Here is a 15889-nt window from a genome sequence, read left to right on the forward strand (position 1 = left end):
CCTCGGGGTCGAGCGAGCAGGGCGGTAGCCCGGCGGCACCTCGGGTGCATCAGCAGTCTCTCAACTGCCGACAAGAGGATGGTGCACCAGTGAGCGAGACGCCGGGAGACGTACGGACCCTGGCGGGTGACGGCCACCGCGGCGGCACCGCCCGCCGGGGTGGGCTCGACGAGAGCTCGGGGGCGCCGGAGGGGGCGCCCCCGCCCTTCGTCCGCGACATCGGGATCGACACCGGGATCGGCGCCGAGATCGGGCCGTCCGCGCCGGAGGGCCGCCCGCCCTCCGGATCCGCCGGAGGCCGTTCGATCGTCACCCGCGGCCTGACCAAGCGGTTCCGCGGCGGCCAGGTGGCGGTGGACGGTCTTGACCTGGCCGTGCCCATCGGAGCGGTCTTCGGTTTCCTCGGGCCGAACGGCTCGGGCAAGACCACGACCATCCGCATGCTGCTCGGCCTGGTCGCGCCCACGGCGGGTACCTGGGAGCTGTTAGGCGCGCCGATGCCGGCCGGGCTGCCCGCCGTGCTGTCGCGGGTCGGCGCGCTGGTCGAGGGGCCGTCGTTCTACCCCTACCTGTCGGGTGAGGCCAATCTGCGCCGCTACGACGCGGCCGACCCCGCCGCCGACCCCCGCACCGTCACCGCCCGCGTCGGGCTCGCCCTGGACCGGGTGGGGCTGGCCGCCGCCGCCCGCAAGCGCTACCGCGCCTACTCGCTGGGCATGCGCCAGCGGCTGGCGATCGCCGCCGCGCTGCTGGGGCCGAGGGAACTGCTGATCCTCGATGAGCCGACCAACGGCCTGGACCCGCAGGGCACCCGCGAGGTCCGCGGGCTGGTCAAGGAGATCGCCGCCGAGGGGACCACCGTGTTCGTCTCCTCCCATCTGCTGGCCGAGGTGGAGCAGATGTGCTCCCACGTCGCCGTCATGCGGTCCGGGAGGCTGGTGGCCCAGGGGCCCATCGCCGAGCTCCGGGCGGGGGAGGCGGTCAGGGTCCGGGTGGAGACGCCGGACGTCGCGGAGGCGGCGGCCGTACTGGCCGGTCTGGGGCTCGCGGGGATCCGCGCCGACGGCGGCGGGGTCGGTGCCGAACTGGGCGCGGACGTCCCGGAACGGATCTGCGCGGCGCTGGTGACCGCGGGCGTCGCGGTGCGCGGCCTGGCCGTGCAGCGGCCGAGCCTGGAGGACGTGTTCGTGGGCCTGACCGGGGAGGGGTTCGATGTCGGCTGAGGTCCTGATCGCCCGGGGACGGGCGGTGAGCGCCCCCCGGGCGCTGCTCCGGCTGTTCGGATCGGAGACGGGGCTGACCTTCCGGCGCCCCAGGAACATCGCCATGCTGGCCGTGCTCGCCGCGGTTCCGGTGCTGATCGGTGTCGTGCTGCGGACGTTCGGCGGGCCGGGCGAGGACGAGGGCGCCCCCGCGATCTTCACCCAGGTCACCGGCAACGGGCTGTTCCTCACCTTCGCCGCGCTCTCGGTCCTGGTGCAGCTCATGCTGCCCGTCACCGTCGCGGTGGTCGCCGGGGACTCGGTGGCGGGGGAGGCCGGGGCCGGCACCCTGCGCTACCTGCTGACCGCTCCGGCCGGCCGGACCCGGCTGCTGGCCGTCAAGTACGCCAACGCGGTCGCCTTCTGCCTGGCGGCCGTCACCGCGGTCGCGCTGTCGGCGCTGCTCACCGGGCTGGTGCTGTTCCCGGCCGGGCCGATCACCCTGCTGTCGGGGGCGACGGTTCCTCTGCTCGACGGCCTGCTCAGGATCGGCCTCGTCGTGCTGTACGTCACGGCGGGCATGGCCGCCCTGGCGGCCCTCGCGCTGGCGCTCTCGACGCTGACCGAGGTGGCCGTCGGCGCCATCGCCACGACCGTGGTGCTGGTGATCGTCGCTCAGGTGCTCGGGGTCATCCCGCAGCTGTCCGAGCTCCGGCCGTACCTGCTGACGCACTGGTGGAACGGCTTCGACGGGGTGCTGCGCGACCCGGTCGCCGCCGGCGACATGGGACAGGGCCTGCTGGTCTTCGCCGCCTACACGGTGATCTGCGGCTCGTTCGCCTGGGCCCGCTTCACCGGAAAGGACGTCACCTGCTGACCCCGGGCCGGTGATCCGCGCGCCCTCACCAGCCGCGCCCGGCCGGCCGGGGGAGCGTCACGCGGGCGCCGTACCCGGTCGGCCGGTCCGAGGCCGTCCCTCGATTCTCTGCTGAGCCGTTTTACATAGGTTTCCGTAAGAGATACCTGAGTAGTGGCTTATTCATTAGGAAAATCCCCATATGTCCGCACCTTGCGTGCTTCGCGCAAGCGGCGAAGCGCCTGCTCCATGTGCTCCGCCCGGTCTCCCGTCTCACGCTGCCGGTAGGCCGATCCGGGGAAGTCGGGCGTGCGGGCGCGCTGCCGCACCTCGTTCGTCTCGGCGGGCGCCGGGACGGCGGATCGGGGCCGGGGCGCCCCGGCCTCCCGGCGGAGCTTGAGAATGGTCTCGGCGATGTGGTCGAGCAGGTCGTGTTCCCGCCTTCTCCGGAAACCCTCGGGGTGCATGCCGTACACCTCGGCGGCTCTTCTGCGGCGGCTCCGTCCCGGCCAGTGCCGGGTTCCCTCGACGAGTCCGAGGCTGTAGGCGACGGCGGTGGCGAGGTCGCCGTCGAGACGGGCGAGGACACGTTCCAGCAGCCTGGTGATGGAGGCCGGCAGCAGGGCCGGGTCGGCCGGCAGTCCCACCGCCTCGACCGACGCGCCCAGGGTCGGCAGCGGGACGTCGCGGAGCCTGAGCAGCCCGTTCTTTCGAACCACCTGCAGTTCGCGCACCAGGGCGTCGTGGCTTGGTTCCAAGGACTTTGGCATGTGATTATCGTTACATCTGATTAGCTCGATAGAAGCCTGTTTTGCGACCATTTGAGGTATGACTGGATCCAGTCTTGGACTGAAAGAATTAAGCGTCAGCGTTACTGGTTAATGTTTCTTGTGTATGACGCAGCAAAAACCATTTTGTTACCGCATGTCCGGTGCAATCCGGTACGAAAGTGGGCAGGATTTGGAACAGGACGATCCGGCGCCGCCGGGGGAGCCGGGCGGCGGGCGGTCGCCGGAGGGCGGCCCGGCTCCGGCGGACGGCCGGGATCGTTCCGGCGGCGGCCGGCTCGCCGCGCGGGCCGCCGGACGGGGCGGTGGTGGAGTCGGGGGGAAACGTCGGTGCCGCTGGAGACGATGGAGCCGTGAACACGATGTGAACGACCAACGGGGTGCCACCGGAGTCCCTCAGACCTCGGAGGACCCCGGGAGAGAGGCAAGCGATGCCGACCACGATGAGCGTGTCAGACCTGGCGCAGGTCCTCTTCGCCTCCGAGTTGCAGGCATCCGACGATCCCTCGCCGGATCGGGTGCGCGCGGCCATCGAAGACCGGCTGCGCGCCTGTCACGCGGACCTCACCGAGTGCGCGGCCTGCGTGGCGCAGGAGGCCGGTGACCACCCCGAGACATACGAGACCCGGATGCGCTGGGCGCTGAGCGCGGCCCACCGGGTCAACCCCGCCACCCTGGCCACGGCCTGACCGGCGAGGCGCGGCCCGCGGGGCGGCCACCCACGCCGGGCCCGGTGACGGAGAGGGCGGACCGCCGGACGGGACGGTCTCGCGGAAGCGCTTCCGCGAGACCGTCCCGTCCGTGTCCGGGGATCCGTTCAGGCGACGCTCCGGATATCGCGTCCCAAGCGGTCCCGGCAGGCCTCTCAGGAGGTACGGCCACCGCGGCGCAGACCGAGCACGCCGACCGCGACGCCGACGATCCCGGCCAGCAGTCCCGCGCCGCCGAGCAGGCGGGCGGTGCCGTCGGAGGCGCTCTCCCCGGCGGCGACCGGGGTCACCGACGGCGCGGCGTCGGTGGTCGAGGTGGCCGGGCCGTCGGAGGTGGCGGTGTCGTGTCCGTGGCCCTCGGCCGAGGCGGGCGTGAGCTTCAGGACCGGGGCCGGGTGCTCGGCCTCGGAGCCGTCGGCCCTGGGCTCGTCGGCCCACTTGACGACCTCCCCGCCGGTGTAGGTCTGGGCCGTGGGGAAGACGAGACGGTCGGTGTCCTTGGGCAGCATCCCCATGGACACCTCGAACTCCTGGAACTGACCCGGCTCGATCTTCCCGCCCGACCAGGTGACCTTCGTGACGGCCTCGGTGATCTCGCCGTACTCGGTGGTGATCGGCTTGGGCAGCTTGCTCTCGACCACCTTCACGTCCCAGCCGGGCACCGGCTTGACGGAGACGAACGGCAGCGGGTGGTCGACGGGAAAGGCCACCTCGACCTTGCTGGTCGAGGCGTTGTCGCGCTCGTTCGGAACGCGGAAGGCGACCTTGGTGAAGCCGCCCTGCTCGGCACTGCCGGGGTTGACGGTGACGTGCGCGAGGGCGGGAACGGCCAGCCCGAGGGTGAGCGCGGCGGCGCCGGCGGTGACGGCCACGGCGCGGCGGAGGGTTGAGGAGGCAGGGGAAAGGGACACGGGGGTTCTCCACTTCGAGTTCTGGGACCTGCGGTGACGGGGACGGCTCAGATGGCGGGAAGTGGAGGACCACGCCGGCTGACGGTATGACGGAGCAGACGCGCCGCCGGGATGACCATGACGGGGGGAAACGCCGTAGCCGGGGGAGCGAGGGGGAGCGCGGCGGGCAGGAGCAGGCAAAACAGTGCGCCCAGCCGTTCTCCCGCCGCCTGGAGGAGCGCCCACAGGGCCGCCTCGCCGCGAGCCAGCCACCAGCCGGTGATCAGCGTGGCGGTGAGGTGGGCGATGAGCATCCCCAGGCTCTCGCCCAGCCCCTGGCCGTGGGTGTGCACGGTCAGGGAGATCCCCGAGGGGTCGTCGAAGGCGAACAGCTCGTGCAGGAACAGCTGCATGGCCGCGAGTCCGACGCCGATCGTCACGGTGGACCGCTCGCGCCCGGCGAGCACCGCCGTCACGGCCATGACCGCCGCGCCACCGGCCGCCACCGCCCACGGCGCGGGCCCGGAGCCTCCGGCCCCCAGATGGCCGAGGGTGGCGAGCGTCACGCAGACGGCCGAGAAGGCGGCCGCGCGCGTGAGGCGTAACGGGAGACGGGCACGCATGACGCCCAACATGGTCTCACGCCCGCCCGACGGCTGTCCTGCCGGGTTTTTCGCGGCGGGAGGCGGCCGGGAAGATGTGGGGGCGGGCTCTTTACACGCCCGTGACTTTAACTGTACGTTGTTGATTAATCACCCTACGCATTCAAGGGATAGAGGTGAGCCATGCCCGACAACAGCGCAGAGCACGTGCCTGACCCCCGGGTGGCCTTCGCGGACACCGTGGTGGCCAACACCGGGGAGAGCGACGCGCGCCCCGGCACCGCCGACCGGATCGCCGCCGCGGCAAGCGCCGACGACCACCTGCCCCCGCTGGCGGACCAGCCGATCGACGCCCGTCCGCTGGTCCAGCGTTTCGCGGAATCGGAGGAGTAGACCATGCAGCTGCACTTCCGTAACCGCTACACCTCCAAGGTGTGGGTCGCGATCATGTTCTACAGCCCCGACGGCTGCCGTGACTACGGCCAGTGGGGCACCCGCGGCTGGTGGGCCATCGATCCGGGTGGTGAGGCGTATGTCCTCAACACCAACAACCGTTACGCGGCCTTCTACGCCGAGGCCGCCAACGGCGCCGTCTGGACCGGTCCCTACGGCCCGATCTACGTGTACCAGAACGCCTTCGACTCCTGCCTCAACATCGGCAGCACCGCGGCCAGGCTCGTCGGCACCCGGCTGGTCGACATGAACGGCTACTCCAAGTACTACGTCAATTTGGTCGCCTGACACCCGCTCTTTCTGTCCCCCGCATTTTCCCATGCGGCCCATGCCGGGGCCGCAGCCTCCGCGCCCGGTTCTGCGTTCCCTGACCGAGTAAACGGGTGAATCGGGCGCCATCCATCCAGGCCGGTGCCCTCGATTGACGAGGACAGACGGTGGTCCGTCCCCGCGACGTCCACCCCATCCCGCCACGCCCATCCGCGCGCACGATCCCCGCCCCCGGACGTGCGCCTCCCGCCGCCGACAATCGGAGTGCCCTCCGCCTGTCGCAGGACTCCCGGAGCGGTGCGTCCGTACCGTGCCCCGGGTCGGCGGCGGGAGAGGGTGAGATGGTGACGGGGCGGCGAAAAGGGCGTTCTGCTCAGAGGAGCGTGGCCCTTTGAGAGGCGTGACTCCTCCGGCGTGTCAGAGGGGCGTGCTTCCCCCGGTGTAGAGGCGGGCGACCACGTCCTCGATGGAGTCCTCGCCTGGGGCGGTGGCGCGCAGGTCGTCGAGGGTGCCGTCGAAGGTCAGACTCCCGTGGTCGATGACCATCACGCGGCGGCAGAGCTTCTCGATGTCCCCCAGATCGTGGGTGGTGAGCAGGACCGTGGTGCCCCGATCGGCGTTGAGGAGGCGGAGAAACTCGCGCATGGCGGCCTTGCTGACCACGTCCAGGCCGATGGTGGGCTCGTCGAGCACCAGTACGGCGGGGTCGTGCAGCAGGGCGGCGGTGATGTCGCCGCGCATCCGCTGACCGAGGCTGAGCTGCCGGACCGGGGTGTTCATGAACTCGGCCAGGCCGAGCAGGTCCGACAGTTCCTCCAGCCTCCGGTGGAAAACAACTCGATCTACTTTGTAAAGGTGCCGGACCAGTGTGAAACTGTCCCGGAGCGGCAGATCCCACCACAGGGTCGTCCGCTGACCGAAGACCACACCGATTCGGCGGGCGAGGGCCGTACGGCGCCGTGTCGGATCGAGCCCGGCCACCTGAATGCGGCCCGAGGTCGGGGCGAGGATGCCGGTGAGCATCTTTATGGTGGTGGACTTGCCCGCGCCGTTGGGGCCGAGATATCCGACGAACTCCCCGGCCTCGACGGTGAACGACAGATCCCGTACGGCATGCACCGTCGTGCGTGCGCGCCGGCGCCCCACGGTGAACGAACGGCCGACCCGGTCGACTTCGATCATGTCGTCAACTCCCCGTTGAGCGGTAGCGGCGGATCCCCGCCCGCCAGGCGAGCACGGCGACGGCGGTGAGGCCCAGAGCCGCGAGCGGCCCGGCGAAACGGAACCAGTACGGCAGGCCTATGGGGTCCGGCCGATCCAGCACGAACAGGCCGGGTTGCCAGTTGACGAACGCCAGTGGCACGACGAATGTGACGCCCCGGACGAGTTCGTCGCCGTAGACGCTCAGCGGATACTGGGTGAGCGTGCCGCCGCCGTAGGTGAAGGCGTTGGCCACCTCGGGCGCGTCGGTCAGCAGAAACTGCAGCGCGCCGCCGAGGGTGAAGATCGCGGTGAAGATGACGATCCCGCACAGGACCATCAGCGGGATCATCCACACCCTGCTCCAGGGCAGGTCGAGCCGGGACAGGGCGATGGCGAGCACGACCGTGGCCTGGGCGGCCCGGCCGAGGCGGTGCACGCCGAACCGGTCCACGGCCATCTGGACGAACGCGCTGACCGGGCGGATGAGCATGGTGTCGAAGGTGCCCGCCTTGATGTGCTGGCTGAGCCGGTCCACGTTCCCGAAGAGCATGTCGCTCAGCGCGAACGACAGGCCCGCGGTGCCGTAGAGGAACATCACCTCGGCCAGGCCGAACCCGGCCAGTGACCGGGTGTGCTCGAAGATGACCCAGATCGCCGCCACGTCCAGCGCGTTGACGGTGAACGACCCGATCGCCATCGTGATCATCGGTCCGGGATACTGTGCCGAGGCCCTCAGCCAGGTCCAGGCGAGCAGGAGATATGTTCTGATCATCGCTGGAGGTCCGCCCTACCTCCGGCCGGGACGTCCGTGCCGTCAGCCACCCTGGATCACGACCTTGCGGCGGGCGGCGAGGGTGACGAGGGCGCCCAGGGCCAGCAGCGCCGCCGCCCACGCGGCCTGGAAGCCCAGCGCGTCGAGCACGTCCCGCTTGCCGAGGTAGAGGTCGGCGGGGACCTGGACCATCGCCGACCAGGGGAGCACCTCGGCCAGGGCGCCGAGCCAGCCGGGGAACAGGTGCAGGGGCAGGACCATGCCGCTGAAGAAGAACGTCATCACCAGGGAGAGTGACTGCGTGCCCCTGTCGTCGACGACCCAGCAGGCGGACAGCGCCACGAGGTAGCGCCAGCCGAAGCTGACGATCACCCCGAGCGCGAAGCCGGCGGTGAAGGAGATCCAGGTCATCGGGTCGGCGGGGACGATGATGCCGAACAGCGCCGCGCCGATGGCCGTCGGCGGCAGGCTGCGCAGCAGAAACAGGTAGGCTGCCCGGCCGAGATCGTCGGCCAGACTCCACAGTTGCAGTGACGCCGGGCGGAGGAGGTCCACGGCGATGTTTCCGGTCCGTACCCGCCCGGACAGTTCCAGGCCACCGCCGAAGACCTGCATGGGGCCGATGAAGGCCTGGCTGAGGAAGCAGAAGGTCACGGCGTCGGTGATGTCGTAGCCGCCGAGCCCGGGGCGGGCCTCCCAGAGGGCGATCAGTATGTAGGCCCGGAGAACGCCGAAGACGGTGTTGGTGAAGGCGCCGGCGAGGGCGGCGGCACGGTAGGCGGAGTGGCGGCGGAAGCCGTACCCGGCGATGCGCGCGTAGAGCAGGAAGACGGCCTCCTGGGGGTGTTGGGGAGATTTTCTCATCGTGGTCGCCGGGCCGGGTCACGGCAACGGCTTTTCGGTGATCGGCCTGCCGGGGTCTCGCCGGTGGCGGGGTTCCGGACATCCGGTGATAGCGCAGGTGGCGTGGGGGAGGGGGCGTCATGGTCCCACGATCCCCACCGGAGGGCCATCCCATGAATGGAAGGATATTCTGTGGGAATCCTCCTATTTGGAGGCCCGCATGCACGATGAGATCGATGTGGACGTTTGCCCCGGTTACCCGGTGAGCTGGCAGGCCGCGGCGCTGAACACGGTGATGCGCGGCACCCTGAAACCGGTCTCCGGCCTGCTGCTGAGAACCGACACCGGTGTCCTGGCGGCCTCCCAACTCGTCGCGCTGGCCACCAGAGTGCCGTTCCGGCTGCCCGATCACGTCCGCCTGGCGCAGGATCGGGTGGGGGAGTGCTCCGGCGAGTGGATCCGCGCCGGTCAGGGGCTCGACGGAGAGGACGCCTCGGGGTTCGCCGGCGCGGCCGGGGACGGGGGCGGCGGGCGGGGGCCCGCTGGGCGCGGGGTGGTCGAGCAGGAAGTCGCCGGGCAGGGGGGCGCCGGTCGCGGGGCGGTTGAGCGGGGGACCGCCGGATACGGGGTGGCCGGGCAGGGGGGCGCCGGGAGCGGAGTCGCCGGGGGCGAGACCGCCGGGGGCGGGGCGGAGGAGTTCGACGAGAGCCGGGTGGTGCTCTACTTCCACGGCGGCGGTTACTTCATCTGCTCGCCGGCGACCCACCGGCCGATCACCTGGCGTCTGTCGGCCGCCGCAGGGTGCCCGGTGCTGGCCCTCGACTACCGGCAGGGCCCGGTTCACACGCCGGTCGAGTCTCTTCAGGACGCGATCGCGGCCTACCTGTGCCTGTTGGAGCGTGGTTACGACCCCGCCAGGATCGTGTTCGCGGGCGACTCCGCCGGCGGTCACCTCACCTTGGCCACGCTCCTGGCGCTCCGCGACCGGAACCTGCCCCGCCCCTCGGCCGCCGTCTGCCTGTCACCGTGGGCCGACCTCACCGACGGGCCGCGCAGGGTCAACCGCCTGCTCGACCCGCTGATCCCGGCGGGTCGCGTCGGCTGGCTGGCCCGCCGCTGGACCATCGGCCTTGACGCCCGCGACCCGCTGGTCTCCCCGGTTTTCGGCGACTACACCGGCCTGCCGCCGCTGATGGTCGTCACGGGCTCGACCGAGGTCCTGCGCGACGAGGGGCGCCGCGTCGCCGAGCGGGCCCGTGCCGGCGGGGTTCCGGTCAGGTACGAGGAGTGGCGCCGCATGCCCCACGTCTTCGCCCTCCTCGCCGACCTGGTTCCCGAGGCGCGCCAGGTCTTCTGGCACATAGCCCGGTTCCTCACGGCCACCCGTGCCCTGGCCGCGAGCGCCGGGCAGGGCCGTCCCGAGCGCTCCGAACGGGCGGCGGGGGAGCCGCTCACCGGACCCGGGTCTGCCGCCGCCTGACCAAAAGGGTTTTCATCATCGGATCCCTATATTTCTTACCAAAAGGCCCGCGGCCAGAGATTACTTACTCTACGGAACCATTCGCCTTACCTGCCATACCCCTTCTGACAGGTGGGGTGCGAAAGCCTGCCGAATCCCGCCACAGTGTGCTTCCCGTAATGTGTACACGAGAGGCTCAACCAGGATGGCGCGTGGCGGAACCGGTCCCGTGAACGGCCTGCCGCCCGGGGTGCGGCCACTGAGCACCGGAGACCCGGTCAGCATCGGCCGTTACCCGCTGCTCGGTCGGCTCGGCGTCGGCGGGATGGGGGTGGTTTACCTGGCCGAACATCCCCGGGGAGGTCTGGTAGCCCTCAAAACCCCGCATCCGTTACATCTTCACGATGCCACGCTTCGCACCCGTTTCGCGGAAGAAGTGGAATTTTCCCGGCGAGTGATTCCTTTCTGTACCGCTGCGGTGATCGAGGACGGCGTCGACAGGGACCAGCCCTACCTCGTCTCCGAATACATTCCCGGCCCCGAACTGTCGCAGGTCATGGCCGCGCGGGGTCCGCTCCCCCCCGGCCTCGCCTACGGCGTCGCCCTCGGCGTGGCCGCCGCGATGATGGCGGTGCACGAGGCCGGGCTGGTCCACCGCGATCTCAAGCCCGCCAACGTGCTGCTGTCCGACGCCGGACCCCGGCTGATCGACTTCGGTATCGCCAGGGACGTGGACACCCTCGTCGCGCACACCCGGGCCGGGCACGTCATGGGCAGCCCGGGCTGGGTCGCCCCGGAGCGGCTCACCGGCGATCCCGCGCTGCCCTCCTCCGACATCTTCTCCTGGGGCTGCCTGGTCGCCTACGCGGCCACCGGCCACCACCCCTTCGGCACGGGCGAGCTGGACGTGCTGACCCGGCGCATCCTGCTGGAGCCACCGCACGTCGCCTCGGTGCCCCCCCTGCTCCGCCCGGCGGTCGAAGCCTCCCTGGCCAAGGACCCCACCCTGCGGCCAGGGGCCGCCGATCTGCTCCGCGCCCTTCTCGCCGCCGGTGGCGTGGGTAACCCGCGAGACCTTCGCCAGGCGGTCGCCGACGTGCTGGCGAAGATCTGGACGCCGGTGCCCCACCCCCCGGAGACCGGCGGGGCGGGGCTCGCGGTGCCCTCGGCCCCGGCGAGCGGCCGGTATCCCGCACCCTTTCCCGCCCCCCTTCCGGGTTCCACCCCCGCGAAGGTCTCCCGAAGGACGCCGCGCAGGGGCGTTCATCTGTCACAGGCGAGCTTCGCGGCCCTCGCCACGGTCTCCATGGCGGCCGTCACGGTGGTCGCCGCCGCGAACGGCGGGGTCGGGGGGGACACCGGGCCCGGCACTCCCAACCGGGCGCCGACGGTGGCCCCGACCCCTGAGACCACCGGCGGTTCCCTCTTACGAGGCCCCCTTCCGCCGGCCGGCGGCCGGCGTACGGCGTCCCCGGTCGTGGCACCGTCGATCACGCCCGGCGCGGTGCGCAACCCCCCGCCCCGAACCGTTCCGCTGCCTCCGGTGAACGGCGAGCACGAGGAGCCTCAGCCCGCCCATCCGCAGGGGCCGGGCGGCCGGTCCCGCGAGGACGACCCGCGGACCTGCGCGGACGCGATGACGAAGGGGAACGGGGGAAAGGGCTGCCCGCCGGTGCCGGGCGACCCCAGGCCGTCCTTTCCCCGGGTCCCGCAGAACGGAGAGGGGGAGAGCCCGGCGCTGTCGCCCGCCCCGTCCTCGGCGGTGACCGGCCCGCAGCTTCCGCCGGGCGTGGACCCTCCCTCGCAGCCGGACAACTGATCACTCGGTTCCGCCGGGATTGAGGGGCCTCGTCCCGTCTCGGAGGTGGAGGCCGGATGGGGGAGAGCGGTTCCCTCCCCGGACTCCGGGGTCCTGATTCCCGGGCGAGGAGGCCGGGTCGGCACATCCGTTAGGGTGATCGGCGCGTGTCGAGTGGGAGGGGAACCCATGGGCGAGTCCGTGCCCGGTGTGGTGGAGTTGAGCGGTGTCGGCGTCCGGGTGGTCGGCCGGACCCTGCTGGCCGATGTCGATTGGCGGGTCGGGTACGGCGAGCACTGGGTGGTGCTCGGACCGAACGGGGCGGGCAAGACCACGCTGCTCTCGCTGGCGGCGGCCGTACGGCATCCCACCGAGGGCGCCGTCACCGTGCTGGGCCAGCGGCTCGGCCGGATGGATCTGCGTGAGCTCCGCCGGCACATCGGCCTGGTCGCCGCCAGCCAGCGGCTCGTCGACGAGGAGTTGCTGGAGGAGGAGGGCGCCACCGCGCACACGGTCGTGCTGACCGGTCACACCGGGACGAGCGCCCCGCTCTGGGATCGGTACGGCCCCGCCGAGCACGAGCGGGCTCACCGGCTCCTGGCGGACATGGGATGCAAGGATCTCGCGGACCGGCTCTTCCGGGTCTGTTCCCAGGGGGAGCGGGCCAGGATCCGGGTCGCCAGGGCGCTGATGGTCGATCCGGTGGTCCTGCTGCTGGACGAGCCGTTCGCCGGGCTCGACCTGCCCGCCCGCGAGGACCTGATAACCGCAGTCGAGGACCTCGCGGCGACCCGCCCGGTGCTGACCACGATCACCGTCACCCATCATCTGGAGGAGGTCCCGGCCACCACCACCCACGCCCTGCTGATGCGCGACTCCCGGATCCAGGCGGCGGGACCGGTCGCGGAGATCCTGACCGGTGAGAATCTGTCGGACTGCTTCGGCCGGCCGTTGCTGATCGAGGATCACGACGGTCGCTGGTCCGCCCGCGCCGTACGCCGCTGAGCCGCGCCGTCGCGTCACCGGATCATCACATCACCGGATCACCGGATCCAGCACCGGGCCCTGCTCGGCCGTGCGGGCCGGTGAGGGGTCTCAGTCCTTTTTGCGCTGGCGGATGAGGCCCATGAACCCGGGGCTCGGCTTGAACCTCGCCGTCCAGGTCTCGGCGATCTCCAGAGGTTCGCCGGTCTGCGGGTTGCGGCCGGTTCTGGCCGGTTTGTGGACGATCTCGAAGGATCCGAAGCCGGGGATCGCAACCTTGTCCTCGGCTGCCACCGCCGTCTGGATGGTCCCCAAAATGGCCTCCAGAGCGGCGGCGGTCTGCCGCCGGCTGAGCCCCGCCTCAGCCGCGGCCTTCTCGATCAGCTCGCGCTTGTTCATGGGCATAGTTAACGCCATTCCTGCCGGATTCATCGAGTCCCCGGCCTCCGTACGGCCCGGGGATCGTGCTCCGAGTCCACCGGGGACACACATCCGCCGGGAGGCCTCCACCTCCCCTGCGGCAGAGAGAAGGTAGGAGTACCCGCCGCCGTGCACACGGTGGCGGGCACTCCTCGCTGTTCAGCGGTCGGACTGGGCCACCAGCCGTTCCGCTTCCCCGTACAGGGCCTCGACGAGGATGAGCTCCAGCCGGAGATCTTCGTCGACGAGGCCGGCCAAAACTTCCATTCGGGCCTCCTGGTTACTCAGGACGTCTCAGAAGCCGCGAAAGTTCACACCGATCCCGAATCGGACGTGACAGTGCTTTAAGTCCGGTCACTTCCCAGGGGTCGAGGCCGCCCTCGCGGCCCTGTTCCGCGCCTATGTCGCGACGAGTTCGGCCAGGTCGACGTGCTCACCGACCTCCCGTACGTCCATGCAGTACGCCAGGAGCACCCGGCGGTCCCCGACCTGTCGGGTCACGCGCAGGCACGGAAGGTCGTGGAGCACGATCGCCTCGACCTCGATGCCGTCCGGCCCCTGCCAGATACCCATGGGGTCGAGGCTACGAAGAGTCGAGTAAGGCCGGGGTAACCAACCGGGCATATCGTGATGGTCCCCGCAAACTGCACGGTTTTCCCATGCTCCGGCAACGATTAGCCGGTTCGCTGTGGGTAACAGACCGTCGTAATCCAAGTAGTCAGGGAGAAAACAACATGGCTCTGCCCAAGCTAACCCCCGAACAGCGTCAGGCCGCCCTCGCCAAGGCCGCCGAGACTCGCACCGCCCGCGCCAAGCTTCTGGCCGAGGTCAAGGCCGGATCAGTCAGCTTTGAGCAACTGCTCGGCCGGGACGACGAGATCGCCAGGCGGATCAAGGTGGCGCAGGCGCTGCGCGCCCTGCCCGGGGTCGGCAGTGTGAAGGCCGCCCAGCTGATGGCGCGGGCCGACGTGGACGAGGCCCGGCGGCTCGGTGGCCTGGGCGTGCAGCAGCGGCGCAAGCTGATCGAGGTCGTCACGGGCTGAGGCGCCGGGCGCCGTGCCGTCCAGGTGGTGCCGGGGCTCCGGCGGGGGCCGTTAAAGGCGGAGGCCCCGCCGGACGGACTCGGGGGAGATCCGTACGGCGGGGCCTCGCTCCCGACCTGGTCGGCGGGCTCGCCTGGAGAAGCGGTCCCATGCCCTGGAAGCGTCCAGGCGAGCCCGGGTCGAAGGGGTTAGTGAGCCTTTTCGAACTGCTCCGCCTCCGTGGAGCCCTTGAGCGCCGTGGTGGAGGAGTCCGGCGCGATGGCCGTACTGACCAGGTCGAAGTATCCGGTGCCGACCTCGCGCTGGTGGCGGGTGGCGGTGTAGCCGCGCGACTCGGCGGCGAACTCGGCCTCCTGGAGTTCGACGTAGGCGGTCATGCCCTCCTCGGCGTAGCCGTGGGCCAGGTCGAACATGGAGTGGTTGAGCGAGTGGAAGCCGGCCAGCGTGATGAACTGGAACCGGTAGCCCATGTGGCCGAGCTCGCGCTGGAACTTGGCGATGGTGGAGTCGTCCAGGTGCTTCTTCCAGTTGAAGGAGGGCGAGCAGTTGTAGGACAGCATCTGGTCGGGGTACTTCGCCTTGATGGCCTCGGCGAACGCGCGGGCCACGTCCAGGTCGGGGGTGGAGGTCTCCATCCAGAGCAGGTCGGAGTGGGGAGCGTAGGCCAGGCCCCGCGCGATACAGGACTCGACGCCGTTGCGGACGCGGTAGAAGCCCTCCGCCGTGCGGTCGCCGGTGGTGAAGACGCGGTCGCGCGGGTCGACGTCGGTGGTCAGGAGGGTCGCGGCCTGGGCGTCGGTCCGCGCGATGACCACAGACGGGACCCCCGCCACGTCGGCCGCGAGACGGGCCGCGTTGAGGGTCTTGATGTGCTGGCCGGTCGGGATGAGGACCTTGCCTCCCAGGTGGCCGCACTTCTTCTCGGAGGCGAGCTGGTCCTCCCAGTGCACGCCCGCCGCACCCGCGGCGATCATGCCCTTCATCAGCTCGAAGGCGTTGAGCACGCCGCCGAAGCCGGCCTCGGCGTCGGCCACGATCGGTGCGAGCCAGTGCGGCGCGTCCTGGTCGCCCTCCGACCAGGTGATCTGGTCGGCGCGGAGCAGCGCGTTGTTGATGCGGCGCACGACGGCGGGGACCGAGTTGGCCGGGTAGAGGCTCTGGTCCGGGTAGGTCTGGGCGCCCAGGTTGGCGTCGGCCGCGACCTGCCAGCCGGACAGATAGATCGCCTTCAGGCCCGCCCTGACCTGCTGCACGGCCTGGTTGCCGGTCAGCGCGCCGAGGGCGTGCACGTAGTCCTCGGTGTTGAGCAGGTGCCAGAGCCGTTCGGCGCCGAGCTGGGCGAGGGTGTGCTCCTCCTGGACGGACCCCCGGAGCCGGATCACGTCCTCGGCCGTGTATGTCCGCTCGATGCCCGTCCAGCGGGGGTTGGTCTCCCAATCTCGCCGCAGCTCGTCTGCGGCTCCCTTGAGGCGATCGTTCATTTTTTCACTCCTTGTCGTCCCCTGGGTGCCTTGATCCGAGTCTGTGCCCCAACCGAATAGGCAAACAAGGTCGAACTTTGCGAAAAAACTTCACCTTTTCCTTTTAGGGCAATAC

The 15889-nt window shown here is 70.7% G+C and carries 18 protein-coding genes; 9 read left to right on the top strand and 9 right to left on the bottom strand.

Annotation, left to right across the window (positions count from 1 at the left end):
- The first annotated feature begins 89 nt into the window (after positions 1-89).
- Both ABZ194_RS22410 and ABZ194_RS22415 read left to right on the top strand, forming a co-directional pair.
- On the top strand, positions 90-1223 hold the full coding sequence (locus ABZ194_RS22410) for an ABC transporter ATP-binding protein (protein WP_355598941.1): 1134 nt from the start codon (positions 90-92) through the stop codon (positions 1221-1223).
- Positions 1213-2079, top strand: coding sequence for an ABC transporter permease (locus ABZ194_RS22415; protein ID WP_355598942.1), 867 nt, complete (start codon positions 1213-1215; stop codon positions 2077-2079). The genes ABZ194_RS22410 and ABZ194_RS22415 overlap by 11 nt, the downstream gene beginning before the upstream one ends.
- Before the next feature lie 158 nt (positions 2080-2237).
- Here the strand turns inward: ABZ194_RS22415 and ABZ194_RS22420 are convergent, their stop codons facing one another.
- Complete coding sequence (locus ABZ194_RS22420; RefSeq protein WP_355598943.1) at positions 2238-2828, bottom strand: hypothetical protein; 591 nt, start codon at positions 2826-2828, stop codon at positions 2238-2240.
- 449 nt (positions 2829-3277) lie between these two features.
- On the opposite strand from ABZ194_RS22420, the gene ABZ194_RS22425 reads away from it, so the two are divergent.
- Positions 3278-3535, top strand: a complete 258-nt coding sequence (locus ABZ194_RS22425; protein ID WP_355598944.1) for a hypothetical protein — start codon at positions 3278-3280, stop codon at positions 3533-3535.
- Positions 3536-3711: 176 nt separating this feature from the next.
- Here the strand turns inward: ABZ194_RS22425 and ABZ194_RS22430 are convergent, their stop codons facing one another.
- Both ABZ194_RS22430 and ABZ194_RS22435 read right to left on the bottom strand, forming a co-directional pair.
- Positions 3712-4467: a YcnI family protein gene (locus tag ABZ194_RS22430; RefSeq protein WP_355598945.1), complete on the bottom strand. Its 756-nt coding sequence runs from the start codon at positions 4465-4467 to the stop codon at positions 3712-3714.
- A 47-nt stretch (positions 4468-4514) separates the two neighbouring features.
- Positions 4515-5069, bottom strand: coding sequence for an MFS transporter (locus ABZ194_RS22435; RefSeq protein WP_355598946.1), 555 nt, complete (start codon positions 5067-5069; stop codon positions 4515-4517).
- A 162-nt stretch (positions 5070-5231) separates the two neighbouring features.
- On the opposite strand from ABZ194_RS22435, the gene ABZ194_RS22440 reads away from it, so the two are divergent.
- Both ABZ194_RS22440 and ABZ194_RS22445 read left to right on the top strand, forming a co-directional pair.
- Positions 5232-5441, top strand: a complete 210-nt coding sequence (locus tag ABZ194_RS22440) for a hypothetical protein (RefSeq protein WP_355598947.1) — start codon at positions 5232-5234, stop codon at positions 5439-5441.
- Positions 5442-5444: 3 nt separating this feature from the next.
- Positions 5445-5789, top strand: coding sequence for a DUF1036 domain-containing protein (locus tag ABZ194_RS22445; protein WP_355598948.1), 345 nt, complete (start codon positions 5445-5447; stop codon positions 5787-5789).
- Between the two features lie 399 nt (positions 5790-6188).
- Here the strand turns inward: ABZ194_RS22445 and ABZ194_RS22450 are convergent, their stop codons facing one another.
- From ABZ194_RS22450 to ABZ194_RS22460, 3 genes are read right to left on the bottom strand one after another with little or no spacing between them, the layout of a single operon-like run.
- Positions 6189-6953 carry an ATP-binding cassette domain-containing protein gene (locus ABZ194_RS22450; RefSeq protein WP_355598949.1) on the bottom strand — a complete coding sequence of 255 codons (765 nt, stop codon included), beginning with the start codon at positions 6951-6953 and terminating at the stop codon, positions 6189-6191.
- 4 nt (positions 6954-6957) lie between these two features.
- Entirely contained in the window at positions 6958-7746 is a 789-nt protein-coding gene (locus ABZ194_RS22455; protein WP_355598950.1) for an ABC-2 family transporter protein, read from the bottom strand.
- Positions 7747-7788: 42 nt separating this feature from the next.
- On the bottom strand, positions 7789-8610 hold the full coding sequence (locus ABZ194_RS22460) for an ABC-2 family transporter protein (RefSeq protein ID WP_355598951.1): 822 nt from the start codon (positions 8608-8610) through the stop codon (positions 7789-7791).
- A gap of 199 nt (positions 8611-8809) precedes the next feature.
- Here ABZ194_RS22460 and ABZ194_RS22465 point away from each other — a divergent pair, with 199 nt between their 5' ends.
- The 3 genes from ABZ194_RS22465 (at position 8810) to ABZ194_RS22475 (ending at position 12851) form a co-directional block, all read left to right on the top strand.
- The gene (locus tag ABZ194_RS22465; protein WP_355598952.1) at positions 8810-10069 is read left to right on the top strand and encodes an alpha/beta hydrolase; all 1260 of its coding nucleotides are present in this window, start codon (positions 8810-8812) and stop codon (positions 10067-10069) included.
- Positions 10070-10253: 184 nt separating this feature from the next.
- Entirely contained in the window at positions 10254-11867 is a 1614-nt protein-coding gene (locus ABZ194_RS22470; RefSeq protein WP_355598953.1) for a protein kinase, read from the top strand.
- A 168-nt stretch (positions 11868-12035) separates the two neighbouring features.
- Entirely contained in the window at positions 12036-12851 is an 816-nt protein-coding gene (locus ABZ194_RS22475) for an ATP-binding cassette domain-containing protein (RefSeq protein ID WP_355598954.1), read from the top strand.
- A 90-nt stretch (positions 12852-12941) separates the two neighbouring features.
- Here the strand turns inward: ABZ194_RS22475 and ABZ194_RS22480 are convergent, their stop codons facing one another.
- Both ABZ194_RS22480 and ABZ194_RS22485 read right to left on the bottom strand, forming a co-directional pair.
- Positions 12942-13229, bottom strand: a complete 288-nt coding sequence (locus ABZ194_RS22480; RefSeq protein WP_271217174.1) for an HU family DNA-binding protein — start codon at positions 13227-13229, stop codon at positions 12942-12944.
- 420 nt (positions 13230-13649) lie between these two features.
- Positions 13650-13823, bottom strand: a complete 174-nt coding sequence (locus ABZ194_RS22485; RefSeq protein WP_355598955.1) for a hypothetical protein — start codon at positions 13821-13823, stop codon at positions 13650-13652.
- Positions 13824-13984: 161 nt separating this feature from the next.
- Here ABZ194_RS22485 and mihF point away from each other — a divergent pair, with 161 nt between their 5' ends.
- Positions 13985-14293: an integration host factor, actinobacterial type gene (gene mihF / locus ABZ194_RS22490; RefSeq protein WP_355598956.1), complete on the top strand. Its 309-nt coding sequence runs from the start codon at positions 13985-13987 to the stop codon at positions 14291-14293.
- 188 nt (positions 14294-14481) lie between these two features.
- Here mihF and aceA read toward each other — a convergent pair whose 3' ends face one another.
- On the bottom strand, positions 14482-15774 hold the full coding sequence (aceA, locus tag ABZ194_RS22495; RefSeq protein WP_355598957.1) for an isocitrate lyase: 1293 nt from the start codon (positions 15772-15774) through the stop codon (positions 14482-14484).
- Between the last annotated feature and the right edge of the window lie 115 nt (positions 15775-15889).

Origin of the sequence: Streptosporangium sp. NPDC006007 (assembly GCF_040614315.1) — a bacterium.
Lineage (GTDB): Bacteria > Actinomycetota > Actinomycetes > Streptosporangiales > Streptosporangiaceae > Streptosporangium.

Bases quoted from the DNA above. Each gene is read 5' to 3' on its own strand.
- mihF (WP_355598956.1), top strand. From the start codon at position 13,985: ATGGCTCTGCCCAAGCTAACCCCCGAACAGCGTCAGGCCGCCCTCGCC.
- ABZ194_RS22440 (WP_355598947.1), top strand. From the start codon at position 5,232: ATGCCCGACAACAGCGCAGAGCACGTGCCTGACCCCCGGGTGGCCTTC.
- ABZ194_RS22420 (WP_355598943.1), bottom strand. From the start codon at position 2,828: ATGCCAAAGTCCTTGGAACCAAGCCACGACGCCCTGGTGCGCGAACTG.
- ABZ194_RS22415 (WP_355598942.1), top strand. From the start codon at position 1,213: ATGTCGGCTGAGGTCCTGATCGCCCGGGGACGGGCGGTGAGCGCCCCC.
- ABZ194_RS22445 (WP_355598948.1), top strand. From the start codon at position 5,445: ATGCAGCTGCACTTCCGTAACCGCTACACCTCCAAGGTGTGGGTCGCG.
- ABZ194_RS22425 (WP_355598944.1), top strand. From the start codon at position 3,278: ATGCCGACCACGATGAGCGTGTCAGACCTGGCGCAGGTCCTCTTCGCC.
- ABZ194_RS22460 (WP_355598951.1), bottom strand. From the start codon at position 8,610: ATGAGAAAATCTCCCCAACACCCCCAGGAGGCCGTCTTCCTGCTCTAC.
- ABZ194_RS22475 (WP_355598954.1), top strand. From the start codon at position 12,036: ATGGGCGAGTCCGTGCCCGGTGTGGTGGAGTTGAGCGGTGTCGGCGTC.
- ABZ194_RS22435 (WP_355598946.1), bottom strand. From the start codon at position 5,069: ATGCGTGCCCGTCTCCCGTTACGCCTCACGCGCGCGGCCGCCTTCTCG.
- ABZ194_RS22450 (WP_355598949.1), bottom strand. From the start codon at position 6,953: ATGATCGAAGTCGACCGGGTCGGCCGTTCGTTCACCGTGGGGCGCCGG.
- ABZ194_RS22480 (WP_271217174.1), bottom strand. From the start codon at position 13,229: ATGAACAAGCGCGAGCTGATCGAGAAGGCCGCGGCTGAGGCGGGGCTC.
- ABZ194_RS22470 (WP_355598953.1), top strand. From the start codon at position 10,254: ATGGCGCGTGGCGGAACCGGTCCCGTGAACGGCCTGCCGCCCGGGGTG.
- aceA (WP_355598957.1), bottom strand. From the start codon at position 15,774: ATGAACGATCGCCTCAAGGGAGCCGCAGACGAGCTGCGGCGAGATTGG.
- ABZ194_RS22485 (WP_355598955.1), bottom strand. From the start codon at position 13,823: ATGGGTATCTGGCAGGGGCCGGACGGCATCGAGGTCGAGGCGATCGTG.
- ABZ194_RS22455 (WP_355598950.1), bottom strand. From the start codon at position 7,746: ATGATCAGAACATATCTCCTGCTCGCCTGGACCTGGCTGAGGGCCTCG.
- ABZ194_RS22465 (WP_355598952.1), top strand. From the start codon at position 8,810: ATGCACGATGAGATCGATGTGGACGTTTGCCCCGGTTACCCGGTGAGC.